We start from the raw sequence: 25,828 nt of genomic DNA on the forward strand, positions 1-25,828 counted from the left end.
CTTCTAGAGCATGCTTTCCAGGCCGATCAGCTCGGCGAACCAGGCGTTGAAGCGGCGCCAGGTGTTGCCGGGCTCGCGGGTCAGCTCGCGTTTCTGCCCCTTGTCTTCGGTCAGCCACACCGGGCGCCCCTCGCGTAGCCGCACTTCGTAGCTGAGTGAAGGTTGCATGCCCTCCAGTGCCAGTTGGCGCACGTGTTCGCTGAGCTGCGGGCTGTCCACCAGCACGCCGACCTCTGTGTTCCACAGCAGCGAGCGTGGGTCGAAATTCAGCGAGCCAACGAAGCTGTAGCGGCCGTCCATGACGATGGCCTTGCTGTGCAGGCTGGAGGCGGAAGCACCACTGAAGCTGTAGGGGCCACTACCGCCGGAGCCGCTGCCGTCTGGCTGACGACGCAGCTCGAACAGGCGCACACCATGCTCCAGCAGCTCGCGCCGGTAGGGCGCATAGCCACCGTGTACGGCCGGCACGTCGGTAGCTTCCAGCGAGTTGGTCAGCAGGCGGATATTCACACCTGCGTCGGCGTGGCCGGTGAGGTAGCGCATGCCCTCCTCGGCCGGCACGAAGTAGGCGGAGACCAGGATCAGTTCATGCTTGATGCCCGCCAGCTTCGGCTCCAGCTGGCTGGCCAGCAACAGCTGCGGATCGGGCTCGCCGCGGGTCAGCACTTTGGCCGGGGCATCCCACATGGCCCAGCCCGGCGCCCAGATCAGCTCGCCGAGCCAGCGCTGCAGCCGCGGGTTGTCGCGGTATGCCTGCAGGCGTTGATACAGGTCCTTCTGCTGCACCCGTGCCTGGGCCAGATAACCGCGCAGGCGTTGACGTGCTTCGTCCAGGTCGTGCTCGCTCGGTGCCGTGCGCAAAAACTGCTGGATCGGCTTGCTCAGCGCGCTGTTCCAGTACTGGTCGAAACTGTGTGCCAGTTGGTCAGCCACCGGACCGACGGCCAGCAGGTCGATGTCGGTGAAGTTGCGGCTGGGCTCGGCGTCGAAGTACTCGTCGCCCAGGTTGCGCCCTCCCACGATGGCGGCACTGCCGTCAGCCAGCCACAGCTTGTTGTGCATGCGCCGGTGCTGCTGGCCGAGGTCGAGCGCGCGGCCGAGCACGCGGGTGACGCCGGTGGCGCGACCGAGATGAAGCGGGTTGAACACCCGCACCTGGATATTGCGATGGGCGGCGAGCAGGGCGATCTCATAGTCGCGGCCGTCGCTGGTGGTGTCGTCCAGCAGCAGGCGCACGCGCACGCCACGGTCGGCGGCGGTGAGTACCTCGTCGACCAGGGTACGGGTGCTGAGGCCGTCGTGGACGATGTAGTACTGCAGGTCGAGGCTGCTGCGGGCGGCGCGGATCAGCTCGGCACGGGCGGCGAATGCCTCGTCGCTGGCGGGCAGCAGGCGAAAGCCGGACTGGCCCCGATGAGGTGCCGCCAGGTCTTGTAGATGGCGGCCGAAGGCGGACTCTTCGGCCGGCAGGGTCTGGCTCGGTTGGGGGGCGGGCGGGCTGGCGCAGGCGGCGAGCAGCACCAGTAGACAAAGCACGAGGGGGCGATGCACGGTGACCTCCGGTCACGCTACGTCCTGTTCAGTAGGACGGTACCGCCGCGCTAAAGATTCCGGCAATCGCTCCGGTTCATTCCCTCTCGGCGAGCAGCCGCGTCACGGTCTCGCCGACCAGGCGCACGGCGGATTCCACATCCGTGCCGGGTTTGGCCGCATAGTTCATGCGCAGGCAGTTGCGGTACTTGCCGGCCGCGGAAAAGATACTGCCGGGAGCGATCTGCACGCCCTGTGGCATCAGTGTGCGGTTGAGGCGCTGGCTGTCGAAGTCCTCCGGCATTTCCACCCAGATCATGAAGCTGCCCTGAGGCTGGCTGACCTTGGTGCCGGCCGGGAAGTAGCGGTGAATCCACTCCTGCATCTGGTCGCGGCTGCGCTGGTACTGAGCGCGCATGCGCCGCAGGTGCGGCTCGTAGTGGCCGGCCTGGATAAATTCGGCGATGGCCAGCTGCGGCAGTTGGGCTGTCGAGCCGGTACCCATGTATTTCATGTGCAGAACGCGGTCGAGGTAGCGGCCGGGGGCGATCCAGCCGATGCGCAGGCCGGGTGCCAGAGTCTTGGAGAACGAGCTGCACAGCAGTACACGGCCGTCTTCGTCGAAGGACTTGATGGTGCGTGGCCGTGGGTAGCGGTAGGCCAGATCGCCGTACACATCGTCTTCGATGATCGCTACATCGTAGCGCTGGGCCAGGGTCAACAGCGCGCGCTTGCTGGCCTCCGGCATGATGTAGCCAAGCGGGTTGTTGCAGGTCGGGGTGAGCTGGATGGCCTTGATCGGCCACTGTTCCAGCGCCAGCTCCAGGGCCTTCAGGTTGATGCCGGTGAGCGGATCACTGGGCAGTTCCAAGGCCTTCATGCCGAAGCCCTTGAGTGCCTGCATCACACCGTGGAAGCTCGGCGAGTCCACAGCGACGATGTCGCCGGGCTGGCAGATAGCGCGCAGGGCGGCTGACAGCGCCTCGTGGCAGCCCGTGGTGATGACGATGTCATCGGCGGGAACATGGCAGCCGGAATCGAGCATCAGCCGTGCAACCTGTTCACGCAGACCGATATCGCCGTAGATGTTGCCATACGTCAGGCTGCTGAGATCCTGCCGCCGGCTCAGGCGCGACAGCGAGCGCAGTAGCGGCTTGAGAGTTGGGCTGCTGATGTCCGGGCGTCCGCGCCCGAGCTGAATGATGGATTCGGTCGGTGAGCTGGCTACCTGTTCGAGCACCTGGTCCCATTGAGAAACCTCGACTGGGCGCTGGGCGGTGCGGCTGACCTCCGGCAACGCCGGCGCCGAGCGAGTGCTGGGCACGTAGTAACCGGACTTCGGTTGCGGGCGCGCCAGGCCACGGTCTTCCAGCTCCCGATAAGCCTGCTGCACGGTACTCAGGCTCACGCCGTGCTCCTGGCTGAGTGCGCGAACGGAGGGCAGGCGGTCGCCGGGACGGTACAGGCCCTGTTCGATGCGAGTGCCGAGCAACTCGGCCAGGTTGAGATAGAGCGTCATGACAGATGCCTTCGCCAGATGCTGGATAGCAATACAGATGGCCAAATAATAAGCCATTCAGCTGTAGGTTCGAGCGATCTGTATGGATTTAATAGATTATCTTTGAATCTGTATCGTTGTAGTGGTCGTCGTCATCATGGTCTCCCAAGGGAGGAGCCTGGATGGAGGGCTGACCATGCGAGAGTTCGGTGATCTGTGTGTAGCGCTGCAGGAGCAGCGCGAACGTGGCGAAAGTCTTTCGCTGCAGGGTTTGGCATTGCGCTGGCAGCTTGCGCGTCGTCGCCTCGACACCCGGCGTTCGCTGCTGGAGCTGGATGCCCGGCAGTTGGCCGATGTTGGCCTGACTGCCGAGCAGGCGCGCAGCGAAGCCACCCAACCCCTCTGGCGTCTGTTCCGCTAGACGCTCGAAGTGAGCGAGCCCGTCTTGCTCGCGGGCTCAGACCAGGCCGACGGCTTCCTTCAGCCGATACCAGGCCATGCCCAGTGCCAGTAGCGGCGAACGTAGATGCTTGCCGCCGGGGAAGGTCATGTGGGGCACCTTGTCGAACAGTTCGAAGCCGCTGCCTTGCTGACCGGAGATGGCTTCGGCCAGCAGCTTGCCCGCCAGGTGGGTGGCGTTGACCCCGTGACCGGCATAGGCCTGAGCGTAATAGACGTTGCTGTGGTCTCTGAGTCGGCCGATCTGCGGCAGGCGGTTGGCTCCGATGCCGATCATGCCGCCCCATTGATAGTCGATCTTCACGCCCTTCAAGTCAGGGAAGACCTCCAGCATCTTCGGCTGCATATAGGCAGCGATATCTGCAGGGTCGCGACCGGAGTAGTGGCAGGCGCCGCCGAACAGCAGGCGGTTGTCGGCCGAGAGGCGGTAGTAGTCCAGCGCCACGCGCTGGTCGCACAGGGCCATGTTCTGGGGAATCAGCGCTTGAGCGCGCTCTGCGCCCAGCGGCTCGGTGGCAATAACATAGCTGCCGGCGGGGAGCACCTTGCCGCCGAGGGTAGGGTCGAGGCCGTTCAAATAGGCGTTGCAGGTCAGCACCAGGGTCTTGGCGCGCACACTGCCCTGGGCGGTGTGTACCTTCACTTCGGCGCCGTGATCAATGCGAATTACCGGTGAGTGTTCGAACAGCTTCACACCGAGTGAAGCGGCGGCGGCGGCTTCGCCCAGCGCCAGGTTCAGCGGGTGCAGGTGACCAGAGCCCATGTCGATCATGCCGCCCACGTAGCGGTCGGAACCGACCACCTCGCGCATCTGCTCCGGCTGCAGCAGGCGCAGTTCGTGGCGGTAGCCGAGGCTCTCCAGCTCGGCCTTGTCCTCGGCGAAGCCTTCCAGGTGCGCCGGTTTGTTGGCCAGGTCGCAGTATCCCCAGGTCAGGTCGCAGTCGATGGCGAACTCGTCGACCCGCTGGCGCACGATCTCCACTGCCTCCAGGCCCATCAGCTTGATGGCGTGTACGCCCTCCTTGCCGATCACCGGTTCGAACTGTTCGACGCCATGGCCGACGCCGCGAATCAGCTGGCCCCCATTACGCCCGCTGGCGCCCCAACCCATCTGGTGGGCCTCCAGCAGCGCCACCGAGAAACCCTTGCGGGCCAGTTCGATGGCGGTATTCAGCCCGGAGAAGCCACCACCGACGATGCACACGTCCGCCACCTGCTCGCCGCCCAGGGGAGGGTAGGCCAGCTGGCGATTGGCCGTGGCCGCGTAGTAGGACGCGGCGTGCTGGTCACTGTGGACGGGCGTATTGAGCCGGGCGTTCATGTGCGAAATCCTGATTTTTGTGTTTGGAAAATTTGACGCAGGATAAGCGTGGTCATTGCCATCCGCCAAGAGGGGGGTGGAAAAAGCTTCCGGTCGTCGCGCCGCTGCCTTGTACCGGGTGCTGACGCTAAGATGCGCAGCCTCGTTGCCCAGGCATTTATCAATGAGCTGTACCGACCGCAAGATCGACCATCTGCGCCGACAGATTCCCGGCTTCTCCTGCGTGCCGGACTGCCATGATTGCTGCGGTCCGGTCACCGCCTCGTCCGAGGAGTTGGCTCGCCTGCCGGTGAAAAGCGATGCCGAACACGACGCCGCGTTGGCCGAGTACAACTGCGTGCACCTCGGCCCGCAGGGCTGCACGGTGTATGACCAGCGCCCGCTGATCTGCCGCCTGTTCGGTACCACGCCTGGCCTGCCGTGTCCGCGTGGACGGGGGCCGGAAATACCGACCGAGCCGTCCGTCGAGCGCCAGGTTCACCAGTTGATTGCGAGTACGCGGCAGCGGCTGGTGTAGCGAGAATTCATCCGGCTATGGATATAATGCGATTCATTTTCAATTAGCCGCCGATCAACCCCGATGACCAAGTCCTCTCCCAGCGTCGAGCTGATCGGCGCCCTGGCGCTGCATTATGACGACCTGGTGGAGTACATCCGCCGGCGTTTCCAGGGCAGCCAGTTCGCGCATGACGTGGTACACGACGTCTGTGTACAGCTGCTGGAGAAGCCTCCGCAGCAGCCAGTGACCCTGCCCTTCGCCTTCCTGCGGCGCGTCACCTTCAATAGAGCTATCGACCGGCGCCGAGCCGACAACACACGCAATGCCTATTTCGAGATGTCGGGCGAGGTGCCGGACTGGCATGTGCACGAGCTCGATGGCGCCGCCGCCCTGGATTTCGAACAGCAGCTCGATGCCCTGGTAGCGATCATCGATGGTCTGCCGGCGCGTGCGCGCCAGGTGTTTCTCCTGCACCGTATCCATGGCATGCCTCAGCGCGAGATCGCCGACGAGCTGGGCATTTCCGCCAACATGGTGACCCAGCATTTCTCCCGCGCCATGCGCACCATCGCCCACGAGTGGGAGCCCGCGCGTCAGGCGCTGGCTCGAGAGTACTGACGCCATGGATCGCCCGGATCACGCTGAGCGCAACACCGGTACCGACCCGCTTTCGGCCTTCGAGGGTGCCCTGCGTGATCGTGTGCCGTCTCGTGAGATGTTGCTGGCGGAAGCCAAGGCGCAGACAGCGCGTCAACGCAGGCGTAAGCAGGCACTGGGTTGCGGGCTCTCCGTTCTGGTGCTCGGAGTGGCGCTGTGGGTGGGTGATCCGGCATGGCGCAGCGAGTATCTGCGGACCGTCGCTGGCCAGCGTGATGACGTGAAGCTGGCCGATGGCAGCCAGGTGGTGCTCAACGGCGCCACACACCTGCGCGTCGAGCACCGGCTGCGTAGCCGGCAAATCGAACTGGTGGAAGGCGAGGCGACTTTCACCGTGGCGCATGGGAGCAAGCCCTTCATCGTGCGTAGCCAGCAGGCTGTGGTGCTCGACATCGGCACGGTGTTCAACGTGCGCAGTGACAGTCGAGGTGTGGCGGTGACGGTGGTCGAGGGCGAGGTCGAAGTTTCCGCGCCCTCCGCTGTCCCGCAGCGCCTGGTGGACGGCCAGCGGGTGCTGGTGCGGGCGGACGAGGTTGGTGCGCCCGATCGTGTCGACCCCGCACGGGTCACTGCCTGGCAGCAGGGCAAGCTGCGTTTCGACGGCACGCCGCTGAGCGAGGTGATCGTCGATATTCAGCGCTACCGTCGGGCACCGCTCCGTCTGGCCGATCAGCGCCTAGGTGCGCTGAGGGTTTCCGGGGAGTACGACAGCGTTGCCATCGAGTCGCTGATCGACCTGCTGCCGGTGATCCTGCCAGTCCGCGTGGTGCGAACCGCCGACGGTGATGTGATAGTCAGCGGCCGCTAGAGGCTTGCGCTGAAAAAATAACGAGAATTTTTCTCAGGTGACCTCAACATTCCCCCGGACTCATCCGCCAGTCCCTGTGATCGCCAACTTCTGATCGTTCATGGGGGAGTTCCATGCAAACCAAATCGATACACGCGCCCGGGCGGCGTAGCCGCCTTTCCCTGTTGATAGCCGGCATGACACTGGCTGCCACGTTGCATGCGCAGGACGGCACCTACGCCGTGAATCTGCCCACCCAGCCGCTGGACCAGGCGATCAACGCCCTGGCCGGGCAGACCGGCAGCCGCATACTGTTCGCCACCGAGGTTGCCGAGGGCCTGAGTGCGCCAGCGGTCAATGGCGAGCTGACCGTGGAGCAGGCGCTGCAGCGACTGCTACAGGGCTCGCAGCTGCATGTGCAGAAGACAGCCGATGGTGGCTTTCTGGTCGCCGCACCCGTTTCGGAAGGCGCGGCGATCGAGCTGGGGATGACCACCATTCAGGGCCAGGGCATGGGCGAGGCCACGGAGAACTCGGGCTCCTACACCACCGGCCTGGTCAGCATCGGCTCGAAGACCCCGGTCAGCCTCAAGGACACCCCGCAGACAGTGTCGGTCATCAGCCAGCAGATGATCGAGGACCGGCGCATCACTACCCTGCCCGAGGCGATGAAACGCACGCCGGGCATTACCGTGCGCAACAACAACTACCACGTCGAAGAGTTCTTCTCGCGTGGCTTCAGCATCGACAACGTGCAGATCGATGGCGCAGCGCCGATGGATATCGGCAACGGCCTGGGCACCTTCTACAGCGACCGCCTGTACGACATGGCGTCGTACGACCATGTCGAGGTGCTGCGCGGTTCGAGCGGCCTGCTGGGCGGTACGGGCGACCCGGGCGGCATTCTCAACCTGGTGCGCAAGCGCCCGCTGGATAGCTACCAGCTGAAGTTCAATACATCCGCCGGCTCTTGGGACAACTACCGTACCGAGGTCGACCTGACCGGTCCGCTCGCGTTCGATGGCAAGCTGCGTGGGCGCATGGTGGCGGCCTATACCGACCGCCAGTACTTCATGGATAACCGCAGCACCGAGAAGCCGTTTCTCTACGGCATCCTTGAGGCGGACCTGACCGACAGCACCATGCTGACCTTCGGCGGCAGCTACGACAAGGTCAAGGAGAACGGCACCGGCGATGGCCTGCCGCGCTACAGCACCGGTGGCGACGTGCATCTGCCGCGCAGCACCTGGTACACCACCGACCAGGCCTGGTCCGATAGCTATACCCGCGAGTGGTTCGCCAAGCTCGACCACGAGCTCAATCAGGACTGGAAGCTCAACACGTCCTACACCTACTCCTACAACGGCTCCACCACCGAAGGCGTGATCCCCTACGGTTCGGTGGACGAAAATACCGACACCGGCCCGTATTGGTGGGGCAGCTATGTCTCCAGCTGGAGCAAGCAGTCGGTATTTGACGTCAACCTGTCGGGCTACTTCGATGCGTTCGGCCGCCAGCACGAGTTGCTGGTCGGTGGGGACTATCAGAAGGTTACCAGCCGCTGGCGTGGGGCCCCGGGCATGCGCGACAAGGGCGGCATGATCGATATCTGGAATCCCGGCGCCACGCCGCTGCCAAGCGGCGTGTCCAGCCATGAGTTCTGGCGTGACTACTCCCCCAATACCCGCGAGCAGTACGGCCTGTACTCGACCCTGCGCCTGCAGCTGACCGACCCTCTGAAACTGGTGGTGGGTGCCCGTGCCCAGCGCTACAAGTTCGAGCAGGCCTACAGCATGCGCAAGAGCGACGGCACCGGGCCCTGGGTGGAGCAGGACGACGTGTTCGACCGCGAGCCGACCACCGTGGTGCCGTTTGGCGGGCTGATCTATGCGCTGAACGATGATTGGTCGACCTACGTCAGCTATTCCGAAGTGTTCAAACCCCAGGCGCAGAAGCTCCAGGGCCCGGAAGACGCCGCCACCTCCATCGAGCCGATGACTGGCAAGACCTACGAGACCGGCATCAAGGGCGAGCTGTTCAGTGGCGCGTTGAACGTCAGCGCCGCACTGTTCTACACCACCCGCGAGCACCAGGCGGCGACCGACCCGGCGTATCCCAATCCACCGTTCAGCTACAGCAGCTCGTGCTGCTTCCTGGCTCAGGACAAGATCACCAGCAAGGGCATCGATCTGGAGGCCACCGGCGAGATTGCGCCGGGCTGGGACATCATGGCCGGCTACACCTACAACCAGGTACACAACGACACTCAGGAGACGCTCTACAGCACCGTCACGCCCAAGCACCTGTTCAAGCTCTGGAGCAGCTACACGCTGCCGGGCACGTTGTCCGACTGGCGCGTCGGTGCTGGCGTGACCGCGACGAGCGCGACCTATGTGGAGGGCGAAGCCTATCGCTTCGACAGCAACTGGAATGTCATCGACGCCCAGCCCTACAAGTTCAGCCAGTCGGGTTACGCGGTGTACGACGCGATGATCGAGTACGACGTGGACGAGCACTGGACCGTCGCCCTGAAAGGCAACAACCTGTTCGACCGACGCTACTACAGCAGCGTCGGCACCTCCGAGTACGGCAACTACTACGGTGAACCGCGCAACTACATGCTGACCCTGCGCGGTACCTTCTGGTAATTCGCTCGATGTGCAATGAAAACGCCCACCGCTGAGTGGGCGTTTTCATTCTGGTTGCCTGCCATGCTGGCCTGGGTTCATTGCGAACGATTCTCATATGCTGTAGTCTGATACCCGTTTCAGTTCCCCCGAATTCACTCTCTGGAGCGTGCCTTGGCTGACGATCTCGATCGGCTGTTTCGCCTCTATCATCGCGAGCTGCAGCAGATTGCCTACCGCCGCCTCGGAGATCGGGAAATGGCGGCCGACCTGACCCAGGATGCCTTCGTGCGTTATGTCGGCCTCGACCGTGAGCAGCGCACGGCCGATATCGAGAACCCGCGCTTCTTCCTGATCCGCATGCTGCGCAACCTGATCATCGATCTCGGTCGCAGCAGTTCGCGGCGGGGTACCACGGCGGTGCTGGAGGATGTCGAGGATGAACTGCTCGATCCCAACCCATGCCCGGCACGCTTGCTGGAGCTGCGCCAGCAGGTGCAACTGCTGCACGAGGCGCTGAGTGAGCTTCCGGAGAGCTGCCGCCGTGCCCTGCTGCTCAATCGCCTGGATGGCCTCGGCCATGCGGCGATTGCCGAACGTCTCGGCGTTTCGCCCAGCATGGTCAGCAAGTACATCATGCGCGCCCTGCGCCACTGCGTTTGCCGCCTTGGTCTGCTGGACGACTGAGTGAAACCGGCCCTTTCCGAACGGGCTCTCGACGAGCCGCTAGCCGATGAGCTGACCGAGCAGGCCCTGCAATGGCTGGTCGATCTGCATGCGGGTGAAGGCCAGAGTGCCAACTGGGACGACTACCTGCGCTGGTGCGAAGCCTCGGAGGAGCATCGGCGCGCGGCGCGTGCCGCGGAGCGACTCTGGGAGCGCCTGGGTAGTACGGTCGATCGCCCGAAAGCCAGACGCATGCCTCTGTTGGGCCTGCTGCTGGCCATCGGCCTGGCGGGCGGCGCGTACTGGCAGGCGCAAAGCCACGGCTGGATGGCGGATGAGCGCACGGCTGTGGGCGAGCGCCGCTCCCTGCTGCTGGCGGATGGCTCCCAACTGGAGTTGGCGCCGCGTACCCGGGTGGATATCGAAATCACCGATACGCAGCGTCTGGTGCGTCTCTATGCGGGCGAAGTCTTCGTGCAGGTGGCCGCCGATCCGCAGCGTCCTTTCGAGATCGAAGCCGGCAATGGCCGTATGCGTGCCCTGGGCACGGCCTTCGATGTTCGCAGTAGCGGCGATACCGTGAAGCTGGTGGTTACCGAGCATACGGTGCGAGTCACCCATGGCGATGCTTCGCAGGTTGCCGAGGTCGAGGAGGGGCAGGGACTGCAGTACGGCGCGCAATGGCTGTCCCGCCCGCAGGCTATGGATGTCAGTGCGGCCATCGCCTGGCGTCGTGACCGGCTGGTGTTCAACGAGCGGCCGCTGGGTGAGGTGGTCGATGAGTTGCGCCGCTACCACACGGGAGCGATCTGGTTGCGGGGCGATGAACTGAACAGCCTGCCGGTGACGGGCATCGTCGGTACCGGCGATGTGGCAGCCCAGTTGCAGCTACTGCAGCAGTCCCTGCCGCTGCGCGTTCGCCAATTGCCCTGGCTGACTGTGATCGAGCGCGATCCCGTCCGGACGAAATAATCGCGAAAAATATTCTCCATGCTGCTGTCAGGTTTTCGGACGCTGACGTCTTTCCTGTCGAGATCGATTTTTATTTCGCTAATTTGGCGGGGGAGACGCATGCGTTACATCATCAGACAGACAGCCCTGAGCCTGGCCATTGCAGCCAGTGCACTGAGCACGGGCGCATATGCGCAGACGGACAGCCATCAGCACGCCAGTGTGGTTTTCGACATCGCCCCCGGCCCTCTCGGCCAGGTGCTGACCCGTTTCGCCGAACAATCCGGTCTGCGCCTGATGGTGACCAGCGACCTGTTGGCGGGCCAGCGTTCGGCCGGCCTGCAGGGCAGTCATGAGGTTCGCGCGGCATTGCAGCGATTGCTGGAGGGCAGCGATCTGCGGGCTCATCTCGAAGGAGATGTCATCCTGATTGAAAAGGTCCCGGCTACCGGCACGGCGCTGGAGCTGGGTACGACCACCATTCAGGGCCAGGGCATGGGGGAGGCGACCGAGAACAGCGGCTCCTATACGACAGGCCTGACCAGTGTCGGCTCGAAGACCCCGACCTCATTGCGTGAAACCCCGCAGTCGGTGTCGGTGGTCACCGCCCAGGCCATCCAGGACCGGCAGATCACCAGTCTGGGTGATGCCATGCGCGCCACTCCTGGCATCACCGTGAAGAATGCCAACTACCGCAGCCCGCGCTACCTGTCACGCGGCTTCGAGATCAAGAACATCCAGGTCGACGGTGCCGCCAGCCTGGACTCCAACGGTGGTTACTCCAATCACCTGTACAACCTTGCCGAGTACGACCACGTCGAAGTGCTGCGCGGTTCTGCCGGGCTGTTCGGCGGTGTGGGTGACCCGGGCGGCATCATCAACCTGGTGCGCAAGCGCCCGATGGACCGCTACCAGCTCAAGTTCGAAGCATCCGCCGGCTCCTGGGACAACTACCGTTCCATGGTCGACGTCACGGGGCCGCTGGCCTTCGACGGCGCGCTGCGAGGCCGACTGGTCACCAGCTACAGCGACCGCCAGTACTTCATGGACAACCGTGGCACCGAGAACCCGATGATCTACGGCGTGCTCGAAGCGGACCTGTCGCCCGACACCATGATCACCTTCGGTGGGCGGTACGAGAAAACCAAGGAGTCCGGCACCGGCGACGGTCTGCCGTTCTATGCCGATGGCAAGAGCCCGCACTACAGCCGCAGCGACTGGTTTACCACTAATTGGTCGTATTCCGATCATGCGGCCAGCGAGCTGTTCTTCAAGCTCGACCACTATTTCACCGAGGACTGGAAGTTCAACACCTCGCTGACCTACGTGCACGACACCGTGGAAAGCCAGGGCGCGTTTGCCATCGGCAACATCGACAGAGCCGAGCAATCCGGCCCTTACTGGGCGGGCAGTTATCAACGCGGCTGGGCCGAGCAGACCGTTCTGGACATGAACCTTTCCGGCAAATTCGAGTTGCTGGGCCGCCAGCACGAACTGCTGATCGGTGGCGACGTGCAGAACATCCGCGCCCGCTGGCGCGCTGCACGGGGTATGACCGGCGGTTTTGGCTCGGCCTTCGAGCCGTGGCCAGAGGGCACCATCGACAAGGAGTTCCTGCGGGACTACTACCCGAGCAAGCAGCGCCAGTACGGCCTGTACTCGACCCTGCGCCTGCAACTGGCTGACCCGCTCAAGCTGATCGTCGGGGCGCGTGCTGCCCGCTACAAGTACGACCAGACCTACAAGGTCAAAGACATCGCAACTGGCGTCTGGGCGCCCGAGAACATCATCGACCATCGTGAGCCGACCAAGCTGGTGCCATACGGCGGCCTGATCTACGAGCTGGATGACGAATGGTCCACCTACGTCAGCTACTCGGAGATATTCAACCCGCAGGCAAGCTCGGTGTCTGGCCCGCCGGAGGCAAGCACTTCGCTGGAGCCGATGGAAGGAAAAACCTACGAGACGGGTATCAAGGGAGAGCTGTTCGATGGTGCGCTGAACGTCTCGGCGGCGCTGTTCTACTCCGAACGCGAGAACCAGGCGACCCGTGACCCTCGCTACGCCTTGGAGTCGTTCGTTTACGGTGGCGCCTGCTGCTTCTTGCCGCGTGGCAAGGTCACCAGCAAGGGTATCGACCTGGAGGTCAGTGGTGAGCTGCTGCCGAACTGGCAGGTCATGGCTGGGTACACCTTCAACCGCAACGAAGATCGCACCAACAGCGGCATCTTCAGCAGTGTGACGCCCAAGCATCAGGCCAAGTTCTGGAGCACCTACGTGCTGCCGGAAGAGCTGTCGGACTGGAAAGTCGGCGGCGGCGTGACAGTCCAGAGCGCCAACTTCGTCACTGGCGAGATCGAATACAGTGGCGTGAACTACGTCGGTCCAACCCCGGTGAAAATGTCCCAGGGCGGCTATGCGGTGTGGGATGCGATGCTCGAGTACAGGGTCGATTCGCACTGGACGGTGGCGTTCAACGCCAACAACCTGTTCGACCGCAAGTACTACGACACCCTGAACCACCCGGACTACGGCAACTACTACGGCACGCCGAGAAACTACATGCTGACCCTGCGAGGCGTCTGGGACTGACCCGGCAGCAGGTAACGAGCAGGGTGGATGACGCTTTATCGAGCCACCATTTCGGCGGATGTGAAAAGCGGCATCCACCATGCACGACTCAAAGGTTTGTCAGGGGGCCACCGCTCGGTGGAAAACGCTTCGCAGTTTTCCACCCTACGGCCAGGTGCCGTCTCTCGGTTTGGCAGGATGGACTGCAAGGTCACCATCCTGCTTACCGCTCAAAACGTGCGGCATACCGGTGTTTACTCCGGCACGGGCAGCGTCAGGCTCTCCTTCACCTCTTCCATCACGATATAGCTCTTCGACTCGCGCACATGCGGCAGCTTGAGCAGGATATCGCCGAGCAGCTTGCGGTAGCTGGCCATCTCGTTGATGCGCGCTTTCACCAGGTAGTCGAAGTCGCCGCTGACCAGATGGCACTCCAGCACGTGCGGCAGCTTGAGCACGGCGCGGCGGAAGTCATCGAAGGTGTCGCCGGACTTGTAGTCCAGGCTGATCTCGACGAACACCAGCAGGCTGGCCTTTAGCTGCTGTGGATTGAGGCGGGCGTGGTAGCCCATGATGATGCCTTCGCGCTCCAGGCGACGGACGCGCTCGGTGCAAGGGGTCGTCGACAGGCCGACGCGTTCACCCAGTTCGGTGAAGGAGATACGCCCATCTTCCTGCAGGATGCGCAGGATGTTGCGGTCGATCTTGTCCAGTTCTCGGCGGACCTGGTGCTGGGTTCTCATGGAGGATGCCTCGGAGGGGAGCCTGCTTTCGCAAGAAATCTTCGGCGAATATAGCCAGATGACCAGTGGAAATCACTGCATGTGGAAAACACCTTGATCTTGCTCCGGCGTGCCGCCACCCTGAAACCCGAATCGCCGGACGAGAACCGAGGGATGTCGTTTCCCCGCCTGATGCGGATTCTGCTGTTGCTGCTGATCCTGACTGCCGCGCTCGGCTGGCTGGCCTGGGGGCGCCTGCTGGCTTCCCAGGGCATCAGCGAACTGAGCTGGCAGGGCCTGGACCTGTCGCGAGCCGGTCTGGCATTGGACTCCCTGCAGATGCGGCGAGAGGGGGCCGATGGCAGTCGCCTGGCTTTGCAGGCGCAGCAACTGTTCCTCAGCTGGCCAGGCACCTACGACGGCCAGCGGCAGTTCGATGAGTTCCGTGCGCGGATGCTGCAGGTGAGCTGGCAGCCCGGTACTCAGATCGACCCTCAGCCAACCGATCCCCAGGCCTGGCTCGACAGCCTGCACTGGATACCACGGCGGGTGGACGTTGCCGAACTGTTCATGGATCTGCCCTGCGCCGCCGGCCGCTGCGCGCTGCGGGGCGGCCTGCAGCTGGACAGGACAGGGCCGCTCGCAACGCTGAATGCCGATCTCAGCCAGGGCGAGCGGCAGATGGTGATCAACGCCAGCGCCAGGCAGAACGATGGCGAGTGGCAGCTGACTGGTGAGGCCAGCTTCGACGGTAAGCCTTGGCTGACCCTGGACAGCCGGTTGCAGGCGAACACGGTCACTCCGCGCTGGAGTGGAAGCCTACAGGTGGCCCGGATGGCCGATACGCGCTTGTTGTTCCTCTGGCTCAATCAGTGGCTACCCGCCGATGAGCGTCTGCTGCATGCGGAGGCTGCGCTGCGCTTTGCTACCGACTGGCAACTGGTGCTCGCCGCCGCCGATGACCCGCTGGACTTGCGCAGGCTGCAGCATGGCAGTGGCACCTTCAATCTGCAGGTGCGACTGCAGAGCCCGCGGATCAGCCAGCAGTCGCTGCAGATGAAGGACATCGATGTCGATTTGCGCCTCCACGGGCAGCTCGCCGACGAACGTTTGCGGCTGGCCCTGCAGGCACCCTCCAGTGTCGCCCTGAGCAACCTGGGTGTGGCGGAAGTGTTCACTGCCAAGGCGTTGCGTGCCGAACTGGCCGGGCTAGTGCTCCACGTTGGCGACCCGCAGCGCCCGTTATTGCTGGAGGGTCCGCTACGGCTTGGCGTGGGAAGCCTGCTGCAGGCTCAGGTGCATCCGCTGGGTTGGCAGTTCAAGGGCGATGTGAAGGTGGCGCTCGATCGGCAGACGCTAGGCGGCACCTTGAGCAACGATGCTGGGATGAGCGTCGTTTTGCAGGGTAACCATGAGCGGAGCGGCGAGCTGGCGCTGGCCGCCGATCTCGGGGAAATTTTCTTCCGTGCCGGCAATCCGTTGAGCAAGACCCTGGTTGCCTGGCCGCCGCTGCTGGAGTTCGCCAATGGTCGCCTGGTGGGTGCGGCCAGCCTGCGCAGCACTCCGTCCAAGGCGCTGAATGTGGACCTCGGCCTGCAGCTAAAGGGGCTGGACGGGATCTACGACCGCAGCGAGCTGAGCGGTCTGGCGGGTCGGCTCGACATGCGCCTGCGAGGCCAGCAGCTGACCCTCGAAACCAGCGACCTGAGCCTGCAGCAGGCCAACCCCGGTCTGCCGGTCGGCCCTCTGCAGTTCCGTGGCCGTTACGCTGCAACGCTCGACCAGCCAGTTGCCGGACAGTTGAGCTGGAGTCGGGCGCATACCGGCCTGTTCAAGGGCGAGGCGTGGCTGGAGCCGGGCCAGATCGACCTGGGCCAGCCGAGTCAGCGCCTTTTGCTGAATCTCAAGGGCCTGCAACTGGATGAGATCTTCCGGGTCTATCCCGCAGAGGGGCTGGCCGGACGCGGCTCACTGACCGGGGAGCTGCCCATGTCGATCGACGCCCGAGGTGTGCGCATCGAGCGCGGTGTTCTCGGCGCTACTGCGCCGGGCTACCTGCAGTTCCGCTCGGAAAAGATCCGCGCCTTGGGGCGCAGTAATCCGAGCATGCAGCTGGTGGCGGATGCGCTGGATGATTTCCACTACGACCTGCTCGACAGCAGCGTTGGCTATGATGAGCGCGGCAAGCTGACCCTGGCGCTGCGGCTGCAGGGGCGTAACCCGGACCTGGAGAAGGGCAGGCCGATCAATCTCAACGTCAACCTGGAGGAGGATGTGCCCGCCTTGCTTACCAGCCTGCAGCTCACTGACAAGGTCAGTGAGACCATTCGCCAGCGGGTGCAGGAGCGTCTGCGCCAGCGCAACGTACCTGCCCCATGATCAGGGAGATTTCCATGCGCCTTCGTGGCCTGCTCTGCATCGTTCTGCTCGGTATTCTGGGCGCCGCCTGTACACCCACGGTGCAGCTGGCGGTGCCTAACGAACCGATCAACATCAACCTCAACGTGAAGATCGAACACGAGATCTACATCAAGGTCGATAAGGCCCTGGACTCGATCATCAATGAATCCAGCGGGCTGTTCTGAACCGCAAGGAGCCAAGCATGAAACTGCGTAGCAAACTGGGACACGGCCTGCTGGTGCTCTGCCTGAGCCTGCCGGCCTGGGCGATGAACCTCAACGAGGCGATGTCGGCACTGAGCTCGGCCAAGGCAAGTGGCCAGCTTGGCGAACAGCCAGATGGCTATCTGGGTGTGGTTGGTGCAGGCGGCCAGGCGGTGGAGATCGCCGAACAGATCAATCAAGCGCGGCGGGCCGAGTATCAGCGCCTGGCCAAGGAAAACGGCCTGCAGTTGGGGGATGTCGAGGCGATGGCCGGGCAGAAGGCACTGGAGAAAACTCCTTCAGGGCAGTACATCCAGGTCAACGGCAAGTGGGTACGCAAGTAATGGGGAGCCGGGCACGTCGCGACGTGCCCGATCAGGCGATACGCGAGATTATCCTGCCTGATGTTGATGGAAGCCCATTTTGACGTTGATTCTCTCTCTGAAAAATCTCATATAGCCGAGTTTTCCCCTCGAATATTGCCTTTTAAATAGTGAAAAGGCCTGTAGGGGAATTCCTATACTGCGCCCATTACAAGTCATTTTTCCGTGGCGGAGTTTTCCGCGGCGAGGAGACAGCGATGCGCGTTCTGGTTCTCGGCAGTGGTGTGATCGGTACCGCCAGCGCCTACTATCTGGCCCGTGCCGGTTTCGAGGTGGTGGTGGTCGACCGCCAGAATGGCCCGGCCCTGGAAACCAGCTTCGCCAATGCCGGCCAGGTGTCGCCGGGTTATGCCTCGCCCTGGGCCGCGCCGGGCGTGCCGCTCAAGGCGATCAAATGGCTGCTGCAGCAGCACGCACCGCTGGCGATCAAAGCCACCGGCGATATCGATCAATACCTGTGGATGGCGCAGATGCTGCGCAACTGCACGGCTGCCCGCTATGCGGTGAACAAGGAGCGCATGGTGCGTCTGTCCGAGTACAGCCGCGACTGCCTCGACGAGCTGCGCGCCGAGACCGGCATCGGCTACGAAGGCCGTCAACTCGGCACCACCCAGCTGTTCCGCACCCAGGCCCAGCTCGACAACGCTGCCAAGGACATTGCCGTGCTGGAAGCCTCCGGCGTGCCCTATGAGGTGCTCGACCGCGCCGGCATCGCCCGCGTCGAACCGGCCTTGGCTGGCGTCACCGACAAGCTGGCCGGCGCCTTGCGTCTGCCCAACGACCAAACCGGCGACTGCCAGATGTTCACTACCAAGCTGGCGGACATGGCCAAGGCCCTGGGCGTCGAATTCCGCTTCGGCCAGAATATCCAGCGCCTGGACGCCGCCGGCGACCGCATCAACGGCGTGTGGATCGACGGTAAGCTGGAAACCGCCGACCGCTACGTGCTGGCGCTTGGCAGCTACAGCCCGCAACTGCTCAAGCCGCTGGGCATCAAGGCACCGGTCTACCCGCTCAAGGGCTACTCGCTGACCGTGCCGATCAGCAACCCCGACATGGCGCCGAACTCGACCATCCTCGACGAGACCTACAAGGTCGCTATCACCCGCTTCGACAACCGTATCCGCGTCGGCGGCATGGCCGAGATCGCCGGCTTCGACCTGAGCCTCAACCCCAAGCGCCGCGCCACCCTGGAGATGATCACCAACGATCTCTACCCACAGGGCGGCGATGTCCGCCAGGCCGAGTTCTGGACCGGTCTGCGGCCGGCCACCCCGGACGGCACCCCAATTGTGGGCGCCACATCATATCGCAACCTGTTCCTCAACACCGGACACGGTACCCTTGGCTGGACCATGGCCTGCGGCTCCGGTCGTTTCCTCGCCGACCTGATGGCCAAGAAGCGTCCGCAGATCAGCGCCGAAGGCCTGGACATTTCCCGCTACGGCAATACCAAGGAGACCCACAAGCATGTCCATCCAGCGCCTGCACATTGAGAAACGCTACAGCAATATCGTCATTCACAACGGCACCGTCTACCTGGCGGGCCAGTTGGCCGACGACTACAGCGGCGACATCGGTGAGCAGACTCGCCAGACCCTGGCCAACATCGATAGCGCTCTGGCCGAGGCTGGCAGCGACAAGTCGAAGATCCTCTCGGTGACCATCTACCTGAAGGACATCGCCGCCGACTACGCCGGCCTCAACCAGGTATGGGATGCCTGGGTCGCCGAAGGCGCCACCCCTGCCCGCGCTTGTGTCGAGGGCAAGTTGTACGACCCGCGCGTACTGGTGGAGATGGTCGTCGTCGCCGCCCAGCGCTAAGAAACCCTGTTTGCCCGGCACCCCCGCCGGGCTTTTTTTTTAACTGAAACGAAGTAGCCGAAATGCGTCCCGCCCGTGCCCTGATCGACCTCGAAGCCCTGCGCCACAACTACCGCCTCGCCCGCGAGATCAGCGGTGCGAAAGCGCTGGCGGTGGTCAAGGCAGACGCCTACGGTCACGGTGCCACACGTTGCGCTCATGCGCTGGAGGCCGACGCCGATGGCTTCGCTGTGGCCTGCATCGAGGAGGCGTTGGAGCTGCGCTATGCCGGTATTCGCAAGCCGATTCTGCTGCTCGAAGGCTTCTTCGAAGAGAGTGAGCTGAGCCTGATCGATCAGCACCAGCTGTGGTGCGTGGTGCATGCCACGTGGCAGATCGAAGCCATCGAACGGGCGCGCCTCGGCAGGCCCTTGCGAGTGTGGCTGAAGGTGGACTCGGGCATGCACCGGGTTGGTCTGCATCCGGCCGAGTACCGCGACGCTCATGCGCGCCTGCTGGCCAGTGGCAAGGTCGACAAGGTCGTACTGATGAGCCACTTCTCCCGCGCCGACGAGCTGGAAAACCCGCGCAGCGCCGAACAGCTGGCGCTGTTCCAGGAAGCGCGGGGCAATCTGCAGGCCGAAGTCAGCCTGCGTAACTCGCCGGCCATCCTCGGCTTGTCCGGCCTCTTCAAGGATCAGCAGCCGGGTGACTGGGTACGCCCGGGCATCATGCTCTACGGCGCCACGCCTTTCGAGCAGGGCCAGGAGCAGGCTGCACGCCTGCGCCCGGTGATGACCCTGGAGTCGAAGATCATCAGCGTGCGCGAGCTGCCGGCCGGCGAGCCGGTGGGCTATGGCGCGCGCTTCGTCTCCGAGCGGCCGACCCGCGTCGGCGTGGTCGCCATGGGCTATGCCGACGGCTACCCGCGCCACGCAGCAACCGGTACGCCGGTGATGGTCGACGGCCAGGCCAGCCGGTTGATCGGCCGTGTGTCCATGGACATGCTCACCGTCGATCTCACCGATCTGCCTGGCGTCGGCCTCGGCAGCCGGGTCGAACTGTGGGGGCGCAACGTCTCCGCCAGCGCCGTGGCCTACGGCTGCGGCAGCATCCCGTACCAGCTGTTCTGTAACCTCAAACGAGTGCCAAGGCTCTATTCCGGGGGCTAGCCGCCGCCCTGTGGAGCAATCGCACTTGCCGTGTTGTAAATACTGAACACTGGCCGCATGATACCGCCACCCAAATGCCTTGCTCCCAAGGAGGACCCCCGCATTGGACGTCGGTGTTCGACTGCAATCTATTCGCAAACTTAAAGGCCTTTCCCAGCGTGAACTCGCCAAACGTGCGGGCGTCACCAACAGCACCATTTCGATGATCGAGAAGAACAGCGTGAGCCCCTCGATCAGCTCGTTGAAGAAGGTGCTAGGCGGGATTCCCATGTCGCTGGTGGAGTTTTTCTCCCTCGACCTGGAGCAGGACAACCAGACCCAGGTGGTCTACCGGGCCGACGAACTGACCGACCTTTCCAGTGGCGCCGTGACGATGAAACTGATCGGCAAGGCGCATCCGAACCGGACCATTACCTTCCTCGACGAGACGTACCCGCCGGGTACCGACACCGGTGAGGAGATGCTCAATCACGACGGCGAAGAGGCGGGCATGCTGATGGATGGCCGCCTGGAGCTGACCGTAGGCAGCGAGGTGTTTGTCCTCGAGCCGGGTGACAGCTATTACTTCGATAGCACCAAGCCGCACCGCTTCCGTAATCCGTTCGACAAGCCGGCACGGCTGATCAGCGCAACGACACCGGCCAACTTCTAAGAGCCGTGTCGCGCGGGCAATGCCCCTGCGACAAGTTGGGTTGTTCCGGCCGGGCGGTCTAACCGTTATACTGCGCGCGCTCGCGAAACCGTGGCCGCGAGCGTGACTAGCCACAATGAGGGTGTACCGTGAACCTGATCAAGAAGATGCTGGTGGCTCAAGCTGCCGTGTTGGCCCTGTGGGCTGTGAGCGCTCAGGCTGCGACCAACGATGAGATCGCCGAGCGTATCAAGCCGGTTGGCGAGGTCTGCATCCAGGGTGAAGAATGCAAGGGCGTCGGCGCTGTAGCCGTTGCCGCTGGTGGCGGCGCTAAGTCGCCTGATGACGTGATCGCTGCACACTGCGGCGCCTGCCACAATGCTGGCGTACTGGGCGCGCCGAAAGCCGGCGACACCGCTGACTGGAAGAAGCGTGCCGATGAGCAAGGTGGCCTTGACGGCCTGCTGGCCAAGGCCATCTCCGGCATCAATGCCATGCCGCCGAAAGGTACCTGCGCCACCTGCTCGGACGACGAGCTGATGGGCGCCATCAAGAAGATGTCCGGCCTCTGATCGCCGCCGTCTCTTGATAACCGCAAAGCCGCCTCCGGGCGGCTTTGTCGTTTTTGCCTGAGCAAAACCGCAGCGGGGCGGTCCAACTTTCGACGCTAATCGTGGAGGACGTTGGGTGCAGAGCTGCACACTGGAACAGGCCGTGGATGAAGTGTTGGCACAGATCGACGGGCCGATACGCCTCGGTTTGCCGCTCGGCCTGGGCAAGCCGAATCGATTCGTCAACGCGCTCTACCAGCGGATCAAGGTACTGCCGCAGCGCGAGTTGACCATCTATACCGCCCTCTCGCTGGCCAGGCCGCAGCCACGTAGCGAGTTGGAGCAGCGCTTCAGTGGCCCCTTCCTGCGGCGGGTGTATGGCGACCACGTCGAGCTCGATTACCTGACTGACCTGCGCTGCGGCGACCTGCCGGGCAACGTGCGGATCGAAGAGTTCTACCTGCAACCCGGCAGCCAGCTGGGCAATCCGCTGGCCCAGCAGAGCTACATCAGTCTCAACTACAGCCACGTGGCGCGCGACCTGCAGCGCAAGGGTGTCAACGTGATCGCCCAGCTGGTCGCGCTGGATGAGCAGCGCCACGGCTATCTCAGTCTGAGCTGCAACCCTGATATCACCCTCGATCTGCTGCCTGGCCTGCATGAACGCCGCCGAGCTGGCGAGCCGATCCTGTGCATCGCCCAGCCACATGTCGACCTGCCGTACATGGGCGGCGACGCCGAGTTGGAGGTGCAGGCGTTCGATCTGCTGCTGGAGCCGGTAGAGTGCAGTGCCCTGTTTTCCACGCCAAACCTGCCGGTGAATCCCCAGGACCATGCTATCGGCCTGCATGTCAGCAGCCTGGTGCGCGACGGTGGCAGCCTGCAGCTCGGTATCGGTGCGATGGCCGATGCGGTGGCCGCGGCGCTGCTGGCGCGGCAGGCGGATAACACACGCTATCGCAACCTGCTGGAGGCCATGGGCACCTTGCGCTGTCATGCCGAGCTGATCGAGCGCGAGGGCGGGCTGGAGTCGTTTGCCCAAGGGCTCTACGGCTGCAGCGAGATGTTCATGCACGGCCTGCTGGCCTTGCTGGAGGCCGGAGTGATCCGGCGCATGGTGTATCCCGATGAGCACCTGCAACGCCTGGCCGAGCAGGGCGGGCTGGACGCGGAAGGGCGCCTGGTCGGAGCCGAGCCGTTGCGTCAGGCTGGTATTCCCCTCCTGTTAGACGGCACCACCCTGGCTTGGCTGCAACGCCATGGCTTGCTCGATGCAGAGCTGAAGGTGGAGGGCGAGCAACTGTTGCTGCCCGATGGCCGCCGGCTTTCCCGTGACCTGGGCGACCCGACCACCTTTGCCGCGCTGGTGCCCCATCTGGGCGAGGTGGTTGGTGGTGTGCTGGTGCACGGCGGCTTCTTCCTAGGTCCGAAGGCGTTCTACCAGCGCTTGTGCGAACTGGACGAGGGGCGACGCAGACGCATCGGCATGACCGCCATCAGCCGCATCAACCGCCTGTATGGCGACGAATCGCTCAAGCGCCTGCAGCGGCGTGACGCGCGCTTCATCAACAGCTGCTTCGTGGTCACGCTGCTGGGCGCCAGTGCGGCGGATCAGCTGGAAGACGGTCGCGTACTCAGCGGGGTTGGCGGGCAGTACGACTTTGTCGCTCAGGCCCATGAGCTGGACGGTGCACGCTCGATCCTGATGCTGCGCAGCTGGCGCGAGGCGGATGGCGATGTCAGCTCGAACATCCGCTGGGACTATCGGCATGCCACTATCCCGCGCCACCTGCGCGACATCGTGGTGACCGAGTACGGCATCGCCGACCTGCGCGGCAAGAGCGATGGTGAGGTGATCGTGGCGCTGCTGCAGATCGCTGACTCGCGCTTTCAGGATGAACTGATCGCCGCGGCGCAGAAGGCCGGCAAGCTGGCCGAGGACTTCCAGCTGGGCCCCGCGTACCGACAGAACACCCCGGCTCGCCTATTGGCGCTGCAGGCTGAGTACCCGCAGTTGTTCCTCGAATACCCGCTGGGCAGTGACTTCACCACCGAGGAGCAGGACCTGCTGCGGGCGCTGCAGTGGCTCAAGAGCAAGCTCCGGCTCAGCGAGATTTTCGAGCTGGGCGCGGCCGCCCTATTCGATCTGCCGGACGCCGCCGACTATGCCGAGCACCTGCAGCGCATGGGCCTGGAGCAGCCGAGCGGACTGCGCGAGCAGCTCTACCAGAAGCTGTTGCTAGCCGGCCTCAAGGCTACCGCGAAGGTATAGCGACTCCGGCCGGCAGCTCGGCTTGGCCAAGTTACCGGGTTAGCGCTTCAATATCGCCCGCATATTGGCCAGTGCATCGTTGCCGCGGGCACTCTTTTCCTCGGGCGGCGCATCTTCCTGGCCTTCCCACACCAGGTCTTCCTGGGGCAGTTCGTCGAGAAAACGACTGGGCGAGCAGTCGATGATCTCGCCGTACTGCTTGCGCTTGGAGGCATAGGTCAGCGCCAGGTTGCGTTTGGCGCGCGTGATGCCGACGTAGGCCAGGCGGCGTTCTTCCTCGATGGTGTCGGCCTCGATGCTGGAGCGGTGCGGGAGAATCTCCTCCTCGAAGCCGATGATGTACACCGAGGGGAACTCCAGGCCCTTGGAGGCGTGCATGGTCATCATCTGCACGCCCTCGGCGCCGTCTTCCTCCTCCTGCTGGCGCTCCAGCATGTCGCGCAGCACCAGCTTGCCGATGGCGTCCTCGATGGTCATGTCGCCGTCCTCGTCCTTGTCGAGGGTGTTCTTCAGCGCCTCGACGAGGAACCAGACATTGCCCATGCGCGCCTCGGCGACCTTGTCGCTGGAGGCGTTCTGGCGCAACCAGTTCTCATAGTCGATATCCATGATCATGCTGCGAATGGCGCCGATCGGGTCGTTACCTGCGCAGAGTTCGCGAATCTTGTCCATGTAGCGCTTGAAGCGGCTGAGGCGCTCGGTATAGCGGCTGTCGAGCTGCTCGCCGAGGCCCAGTTCGTCGCTGGCGGCGTACATCGACACGCCGCGCTCGCTGGCGTAGTTGCCGAGTTTCTCCAGGGTGGTGGAGCCGATCTCGCGGCGCGGCACGTTGATCACCCGCAGGTAGGCGTTGTCGTCGTCCGGATTGACCAGCAGGCGGAAGTAGCTCATCAGGTCCTTCACCTCCTGGCGGGCGAAGAAGCTGGTGCCGCCTGACAGGCGATAGGGAATCTGGTGGTGCTGCAGCTTCAGCTCCATCAGCTTGGCCTGGTAGTTGCCGCGGTAGAGGATCGCGAAGTCGCTGTACGGGCGCTCGGTGCGCAGGTGCTCGGTGAGGATTTCCAGGGCCACACGCTCGCACTCGGCATCCTCGTTGCGCGTGCGGATCACGCGAATCTGATCGCCCATGCCCATCTCCGACCACAGCTGCTTCTCGAAGGCGTGCGGGTTGTTGGCGATGAGGATGTTGGCGCATTTGAGGATGCGGCTGGTGGAGCGGTAGTTCTGCTCCAGCATCACCACCTTCAGCGACGGGTAGTCTTCCTTGAGCAGGTTGAGATTCTCCGGCCGCGCACCTCGCCAGGCATAGATCGACTGGTCGTCGTCGCCGACCACGGTGATCTGGTTGCGCAGGCCCACCAGCTGCTTCACCAGCAGGTACTGGCTGGAGTTGGTGTCCTGATATTCGTCCACCAGCAGGTAGCGGATGCGGTTCTGCCACTTTTCCAGGATGTCCTTGTGCTCCTGGAACAGCTTCACCGGCAGCAGGATCAGGTCGTTGAAGTCCACCGCGTTGTACGCCTTGAGCGTGCGCTGGTAGTGCAGGTAGACGACCGCAGCGGTCTGTTCCTTGGGATTGCGGGCATTGGCCAGCGCCTCGTCGGGCAGGATCAGGTCGTTCTTCCAGCTGTCGATGTAGTTCTTGACCTCGTCGGCGCCGTCATCGCCGGCGTATTCCTTCTGCATGATGTCGGTCAGCAGTGCCTTGATGTCGCCGTCGTCGAAGATCGAGAAGCCCGGCTTGTAGCCCAGCGCGGCGTATTCCTTGCGGATGATGTTCATGCCCAGGTTGTGGAAGGTCGACACGGTCAGGCCGCGCGCCTCGGCGCCCTTGAGCAGCGTGCCGACACGCTCCTTCATCTCGCGTGCGGCCTTGTTGGTGAAGGTCATGGCGACGATGTGGCGGGCTTGGATGCCGCAGTTCTGCACCAGGTGGGCGATCTTGCGAGTGATCACGCTGGTCTTGCCGGAGCCGGCGCCGGCGAGCACCAGCAGCGGGCCGCCGACATAGTTCACGGCTTCCTGCTGCCGAGGATTGAGTCGGGACATGGAGGGCGATTCGGTCTGCAAAAAAGAGGCGGCATTCTAGCAGTCGCCAGCCAGGGGCGGGATGGGATGCAGACTG

The 25,828-nt window shown here is 63.7% G+C and carries 22 protein-coding genes; 17 read left to right on the forward strand and 5 right to left on the reverse strand.

What is annotated here, in order from left to right:
* Positions 1-3 precede the first annotated feature (3 nt).
* Complete coding sequence (locus IB234_RS03805; RefSeq protein ID WP_192314090.1) at positions 4-1,551, reverse strand: phospholipase D family protein; 1,548 nt, start codon at positions 1,549-1,551, stop codon at positions 4-6.
* 76 nt (positions 1,552-1,627) lie between these two features.
* A complete protein-coding gene (locus IB234_RS03810; protein ID WP_192314093.1) occupies positions 1,628-3,049 on the reverse strand; it encodes a PLP-dependent aminotransferase family protein in 1,422 nt (473 codons plus the stop codon).
* Positions 3,050-3,224: 175 nt separating this feature from the next.
* On the opposite strand from IB234_RS03810, the gene IB234_RS03815 reads away from it, so the two are divergent.
* Positions 3,225-3,449 (forward strand): DUF1127 domain-containing protein, encoded by a 225-nt coding sequence (locus tag IB234_RS03815; protein WP_192314096.1) that lies wholly within the window; start codon positions 3,225-3,227, stop codon positions 3,447-3,449.
* A gap of 36 nt (positions 3,450-3,485) precedes the next feature.
* Here IB234_RS03815 and IB234_RS03820 read toward each other — a convergent pair whose 3' ends face one another.
* Positions 3,486-4,808: an NAD(P)/FAD-dependent oxidoreductase gene (locus IB234_RS03820; protein ID WP_192314099.1), complete on the reverse strand. Its 1,323-nt coding sequence runs from the start codon at positions 4,806-4,808 to the stop codon at positions 3,486-3,488.
* Positions 4,809-4,971: 163 nt separating this feature from the next.
* Between IB234_RS03820 and IB234_RS03825 the strand changes: the two genes are divergently transcribed.
* The 7 genes from IB234_RS03825 to IB234_RS03855 all read left to right on the forward strand — a co-directional run bounded on the left by IB234_RS03825 (position 4,972) and on the right by IB234_RS03855 (position 13,587).
* Positions 4,972-5,325 carry a YkgJ family cysteine cluster protein gene (locus IB234_RS03825; RefSeq protein ID WP_192314102.1) on the forward strand — a complete coding sequence of 118 codons (354 nt, stop codon included), beginning with the start codon at positions 4,972-4,974 and terminating at the stop codon, positions 5,323-5,325.
* A 63-nt stretch (positions 5,326-5,388) separates the two neighbouring features.
* Positions 5,389-5,925, forward strand: a complete 537-nt coding sequence (locus tag IB234_RS03830) for an RNA polymerase sigma factor (protein WP_192314105.1) — start codon at positions 5,389-5,391, stop codon at positions 5,923-5,925.
* A 4-nt stretch (positions 5,926-5,929) separates the two neighbouring features.
* Entirely contained in the window at positions 5,930-6,772 is an 843-nt protein-coding gene (locus IB234_RS03835; RefSeq protein WP_192314108.1) for a FecR family protein, read from the forward strand.
* A gap of 113 nt (positions 6,773-6,885) precedes the next feature.
* Positions 6,886-9,399: a TonB-dependent siderophore receptor gene (locus tag IB234_RS03840; RefSeq protein ID WP_192314111.1), complete on the forward strand. Its 2,514-nt coding sequence runs from the start codon at positions 6,886-6,888 to the stop codon at positions 9,397-9,399.
* A gap of 153 nt (positions 9,400-9,552) precedes the next feature.
* On the forward strand, positions 9,553-10,065 hold the full coding sequence (locus tag IB234_RS03845; RefSeq protein WP_192314114.1) for an RNA polymerase sigma factor: 513 nt from the start codon (positions 9,553-9,555) through the stop codon (positions 10,063-10,065).
* The gene (locus tag IB234_RS03850) at positions 10,066-11,016 is read left to right on the forward strand and encodes a FecR family protein (protein ID WP_192314117.1); all 951 of its coding nucleotides are present in this window, start codon (positions 10,066-10,068) and stop codon (positions 11,014-11,016) included.
* A 99-nt stretch (positions 11,017-11,115) separates the two neighbouring features.
* A complete protein-coding gene (locus IB234_RS03855; RefSeq protein ID WP_192314120.1) occupies positions 11,116-13,587 on the forward strand; it encodes a TonB-dependent siderophore receptor in 2,472 nt (823 codons plus the stop codon).
* Between the two features lie 233 nt (positions 13,588-13,820).
* Here IB234_RS03855 and IB234_RS03860 read toward each other — a convergent pair whose 3' ends face one another.
* Entirely contained in the window at positions 13,821-14,309 is a 489-nt protein-coding gene (locus IB234_RS03860; RefSeq protein ID WP_192314123.1) for an Lrp/AsnC ligand binding domain-containing protein, read from the reverse strand.
* A gap of 153 nt (positions 14,310-14,462) precedes the next feature.
* On the opposite strand from IB234_RS03860, the gene IB234_RS03865 reads away from it, so the two are divergent.
* The 9 genes from IB234_RS03865 (at position 14,463) to IB234_RS03905 (ending at position 23,703) form a co-directional block, all read left to right on the forward strand.
* Positions 14,463-16,667: a YdbH domain-containing protein gene (locus IB234_RS03865; protein WP_192314125.1), complete on the forward strand. Its 2,205-nt coding sequence runs from the start codon at positions 14,463-14,465 to the stop codon at positions 16,665-16,667.
* A gap of 14 nt (positions 16,668-16,681) precedes the next feature.
* Entirely contained in the window at positions 16,682-16,873 is a 192-nt protein-coding gene (locus IB234_RS03870) for a YnbE family lipoprotein (RefSeq protein WP_192314127.1), read from the forward strand.
* 17 nt (positions 16,874-16,890) lie between these two features.
* Positions 16,891-17,235 carry a YdbL family protein gene (locus IB234_RS03875; RefSeq protein WP_192314129.1) on the forward strand — a complete coding sequence of 115 codons (345 nt, stop codon included), beginning with the start codon at positions 16,891-16,893 and terminating at the stop codon, positions 17,233-17,235.
* Between the two features lie 236 nt (positions 17,236-17,471).
* Entirely contained in the window at positions 17,472-18,770 is a 1,299-nt protein-coding gene (gene dadA, locus IB234_RS03880; RefSeq protein WP_192314131.1) for a D-amino acid dehydrogenase, read from the forward strand.
* Positions 18,745-19,098 (forward strand): RidA family protein, encoded by a 354-nt coding sequence (locus tag IB234_RS03885; protein ID WP_192314133.1) that lies wholly within the window; start codon positions 18,745-18,747, stop codon positions 19,096-19,098. Before dadA ends, IB234_RS03885 begins: the two co-directional genes overlap by 26 nt.
* Positions 19,099-19,160: 62 nt before the next feature.
* Entirely contained in the window at positions 19,161-20,249 is a 1,089-nt protein-coding gene (gene alr / locus IB234_RS03890) for an alanine racemase (RefSeq protein WP_192314135.1), read from the forward strand.
* A 103-nt stretch (positions 20,250-20,352) separates the two neighbouring features.
* Entirely contained in the window at positions 20,353-20,901 is a 549-nt protein-coding gene (locus IB234_RS03895; RefSeq protein ID WP_192314137.1) for a cupin domain-containing protein, read from the forward strand.
* A gap of 128 nt (positions 20,902-21,029) precedes the next feature.
* Positions 21,030-21,452 carry a c-type cytochrome gene (locus IB234_RS03900; protein WP_192314140.1) on the forward strand — a complete coding sequence of 141 codons (423 nt, stop codon included), beginning with the start codon at positions 21,030-21,032 and terminating at the stop codon, positions 21,450-21,452.
* A gap of 115 nt (positions 21,453-21,567) precedes the next feature.
* Positions 21,568-23,703 (forward strand): acetyl-CoA hydrolase/transferase C-terminal domain-containing protein, encoded by a 2,136-nt coding sequence (locus IB234_RS03905; RefSeq protein WP_318651969.1) that lies wholly within the window; start codon positions 21,568-21,570, stop codon positions 23,701-23,703.
* A gap of 39 nt (positions 23,704-23,742) precedes the next feature.
* Here IB234_RS03905 and rep read toward each other — a convergent pair whose 3' ends face one another.
* Complete coding sequence (gene rep, locus IB234_RS03910; protein ID WP_192314143.1) at positions 23,743-25,752, reverse strand: DNA helicase Rep; 2,010 nt, start codon at positions 25,750-25,752, stop codon at positions 23,743-23,745.
* Between the last annotated feature and the right edge of the window lie 76 nt (positions 25,753-25,828).

Origin of the sequence: Pseudomonas sp. PDM16 (assembly GCF_014851865.1) — a bacterium.
Classification (GTDB): Bacteria; Pseudomonadota; Gammaproteobacteria; order Pseudomonadales; family Pseudomonadaceae; genus Aquipseudomonas.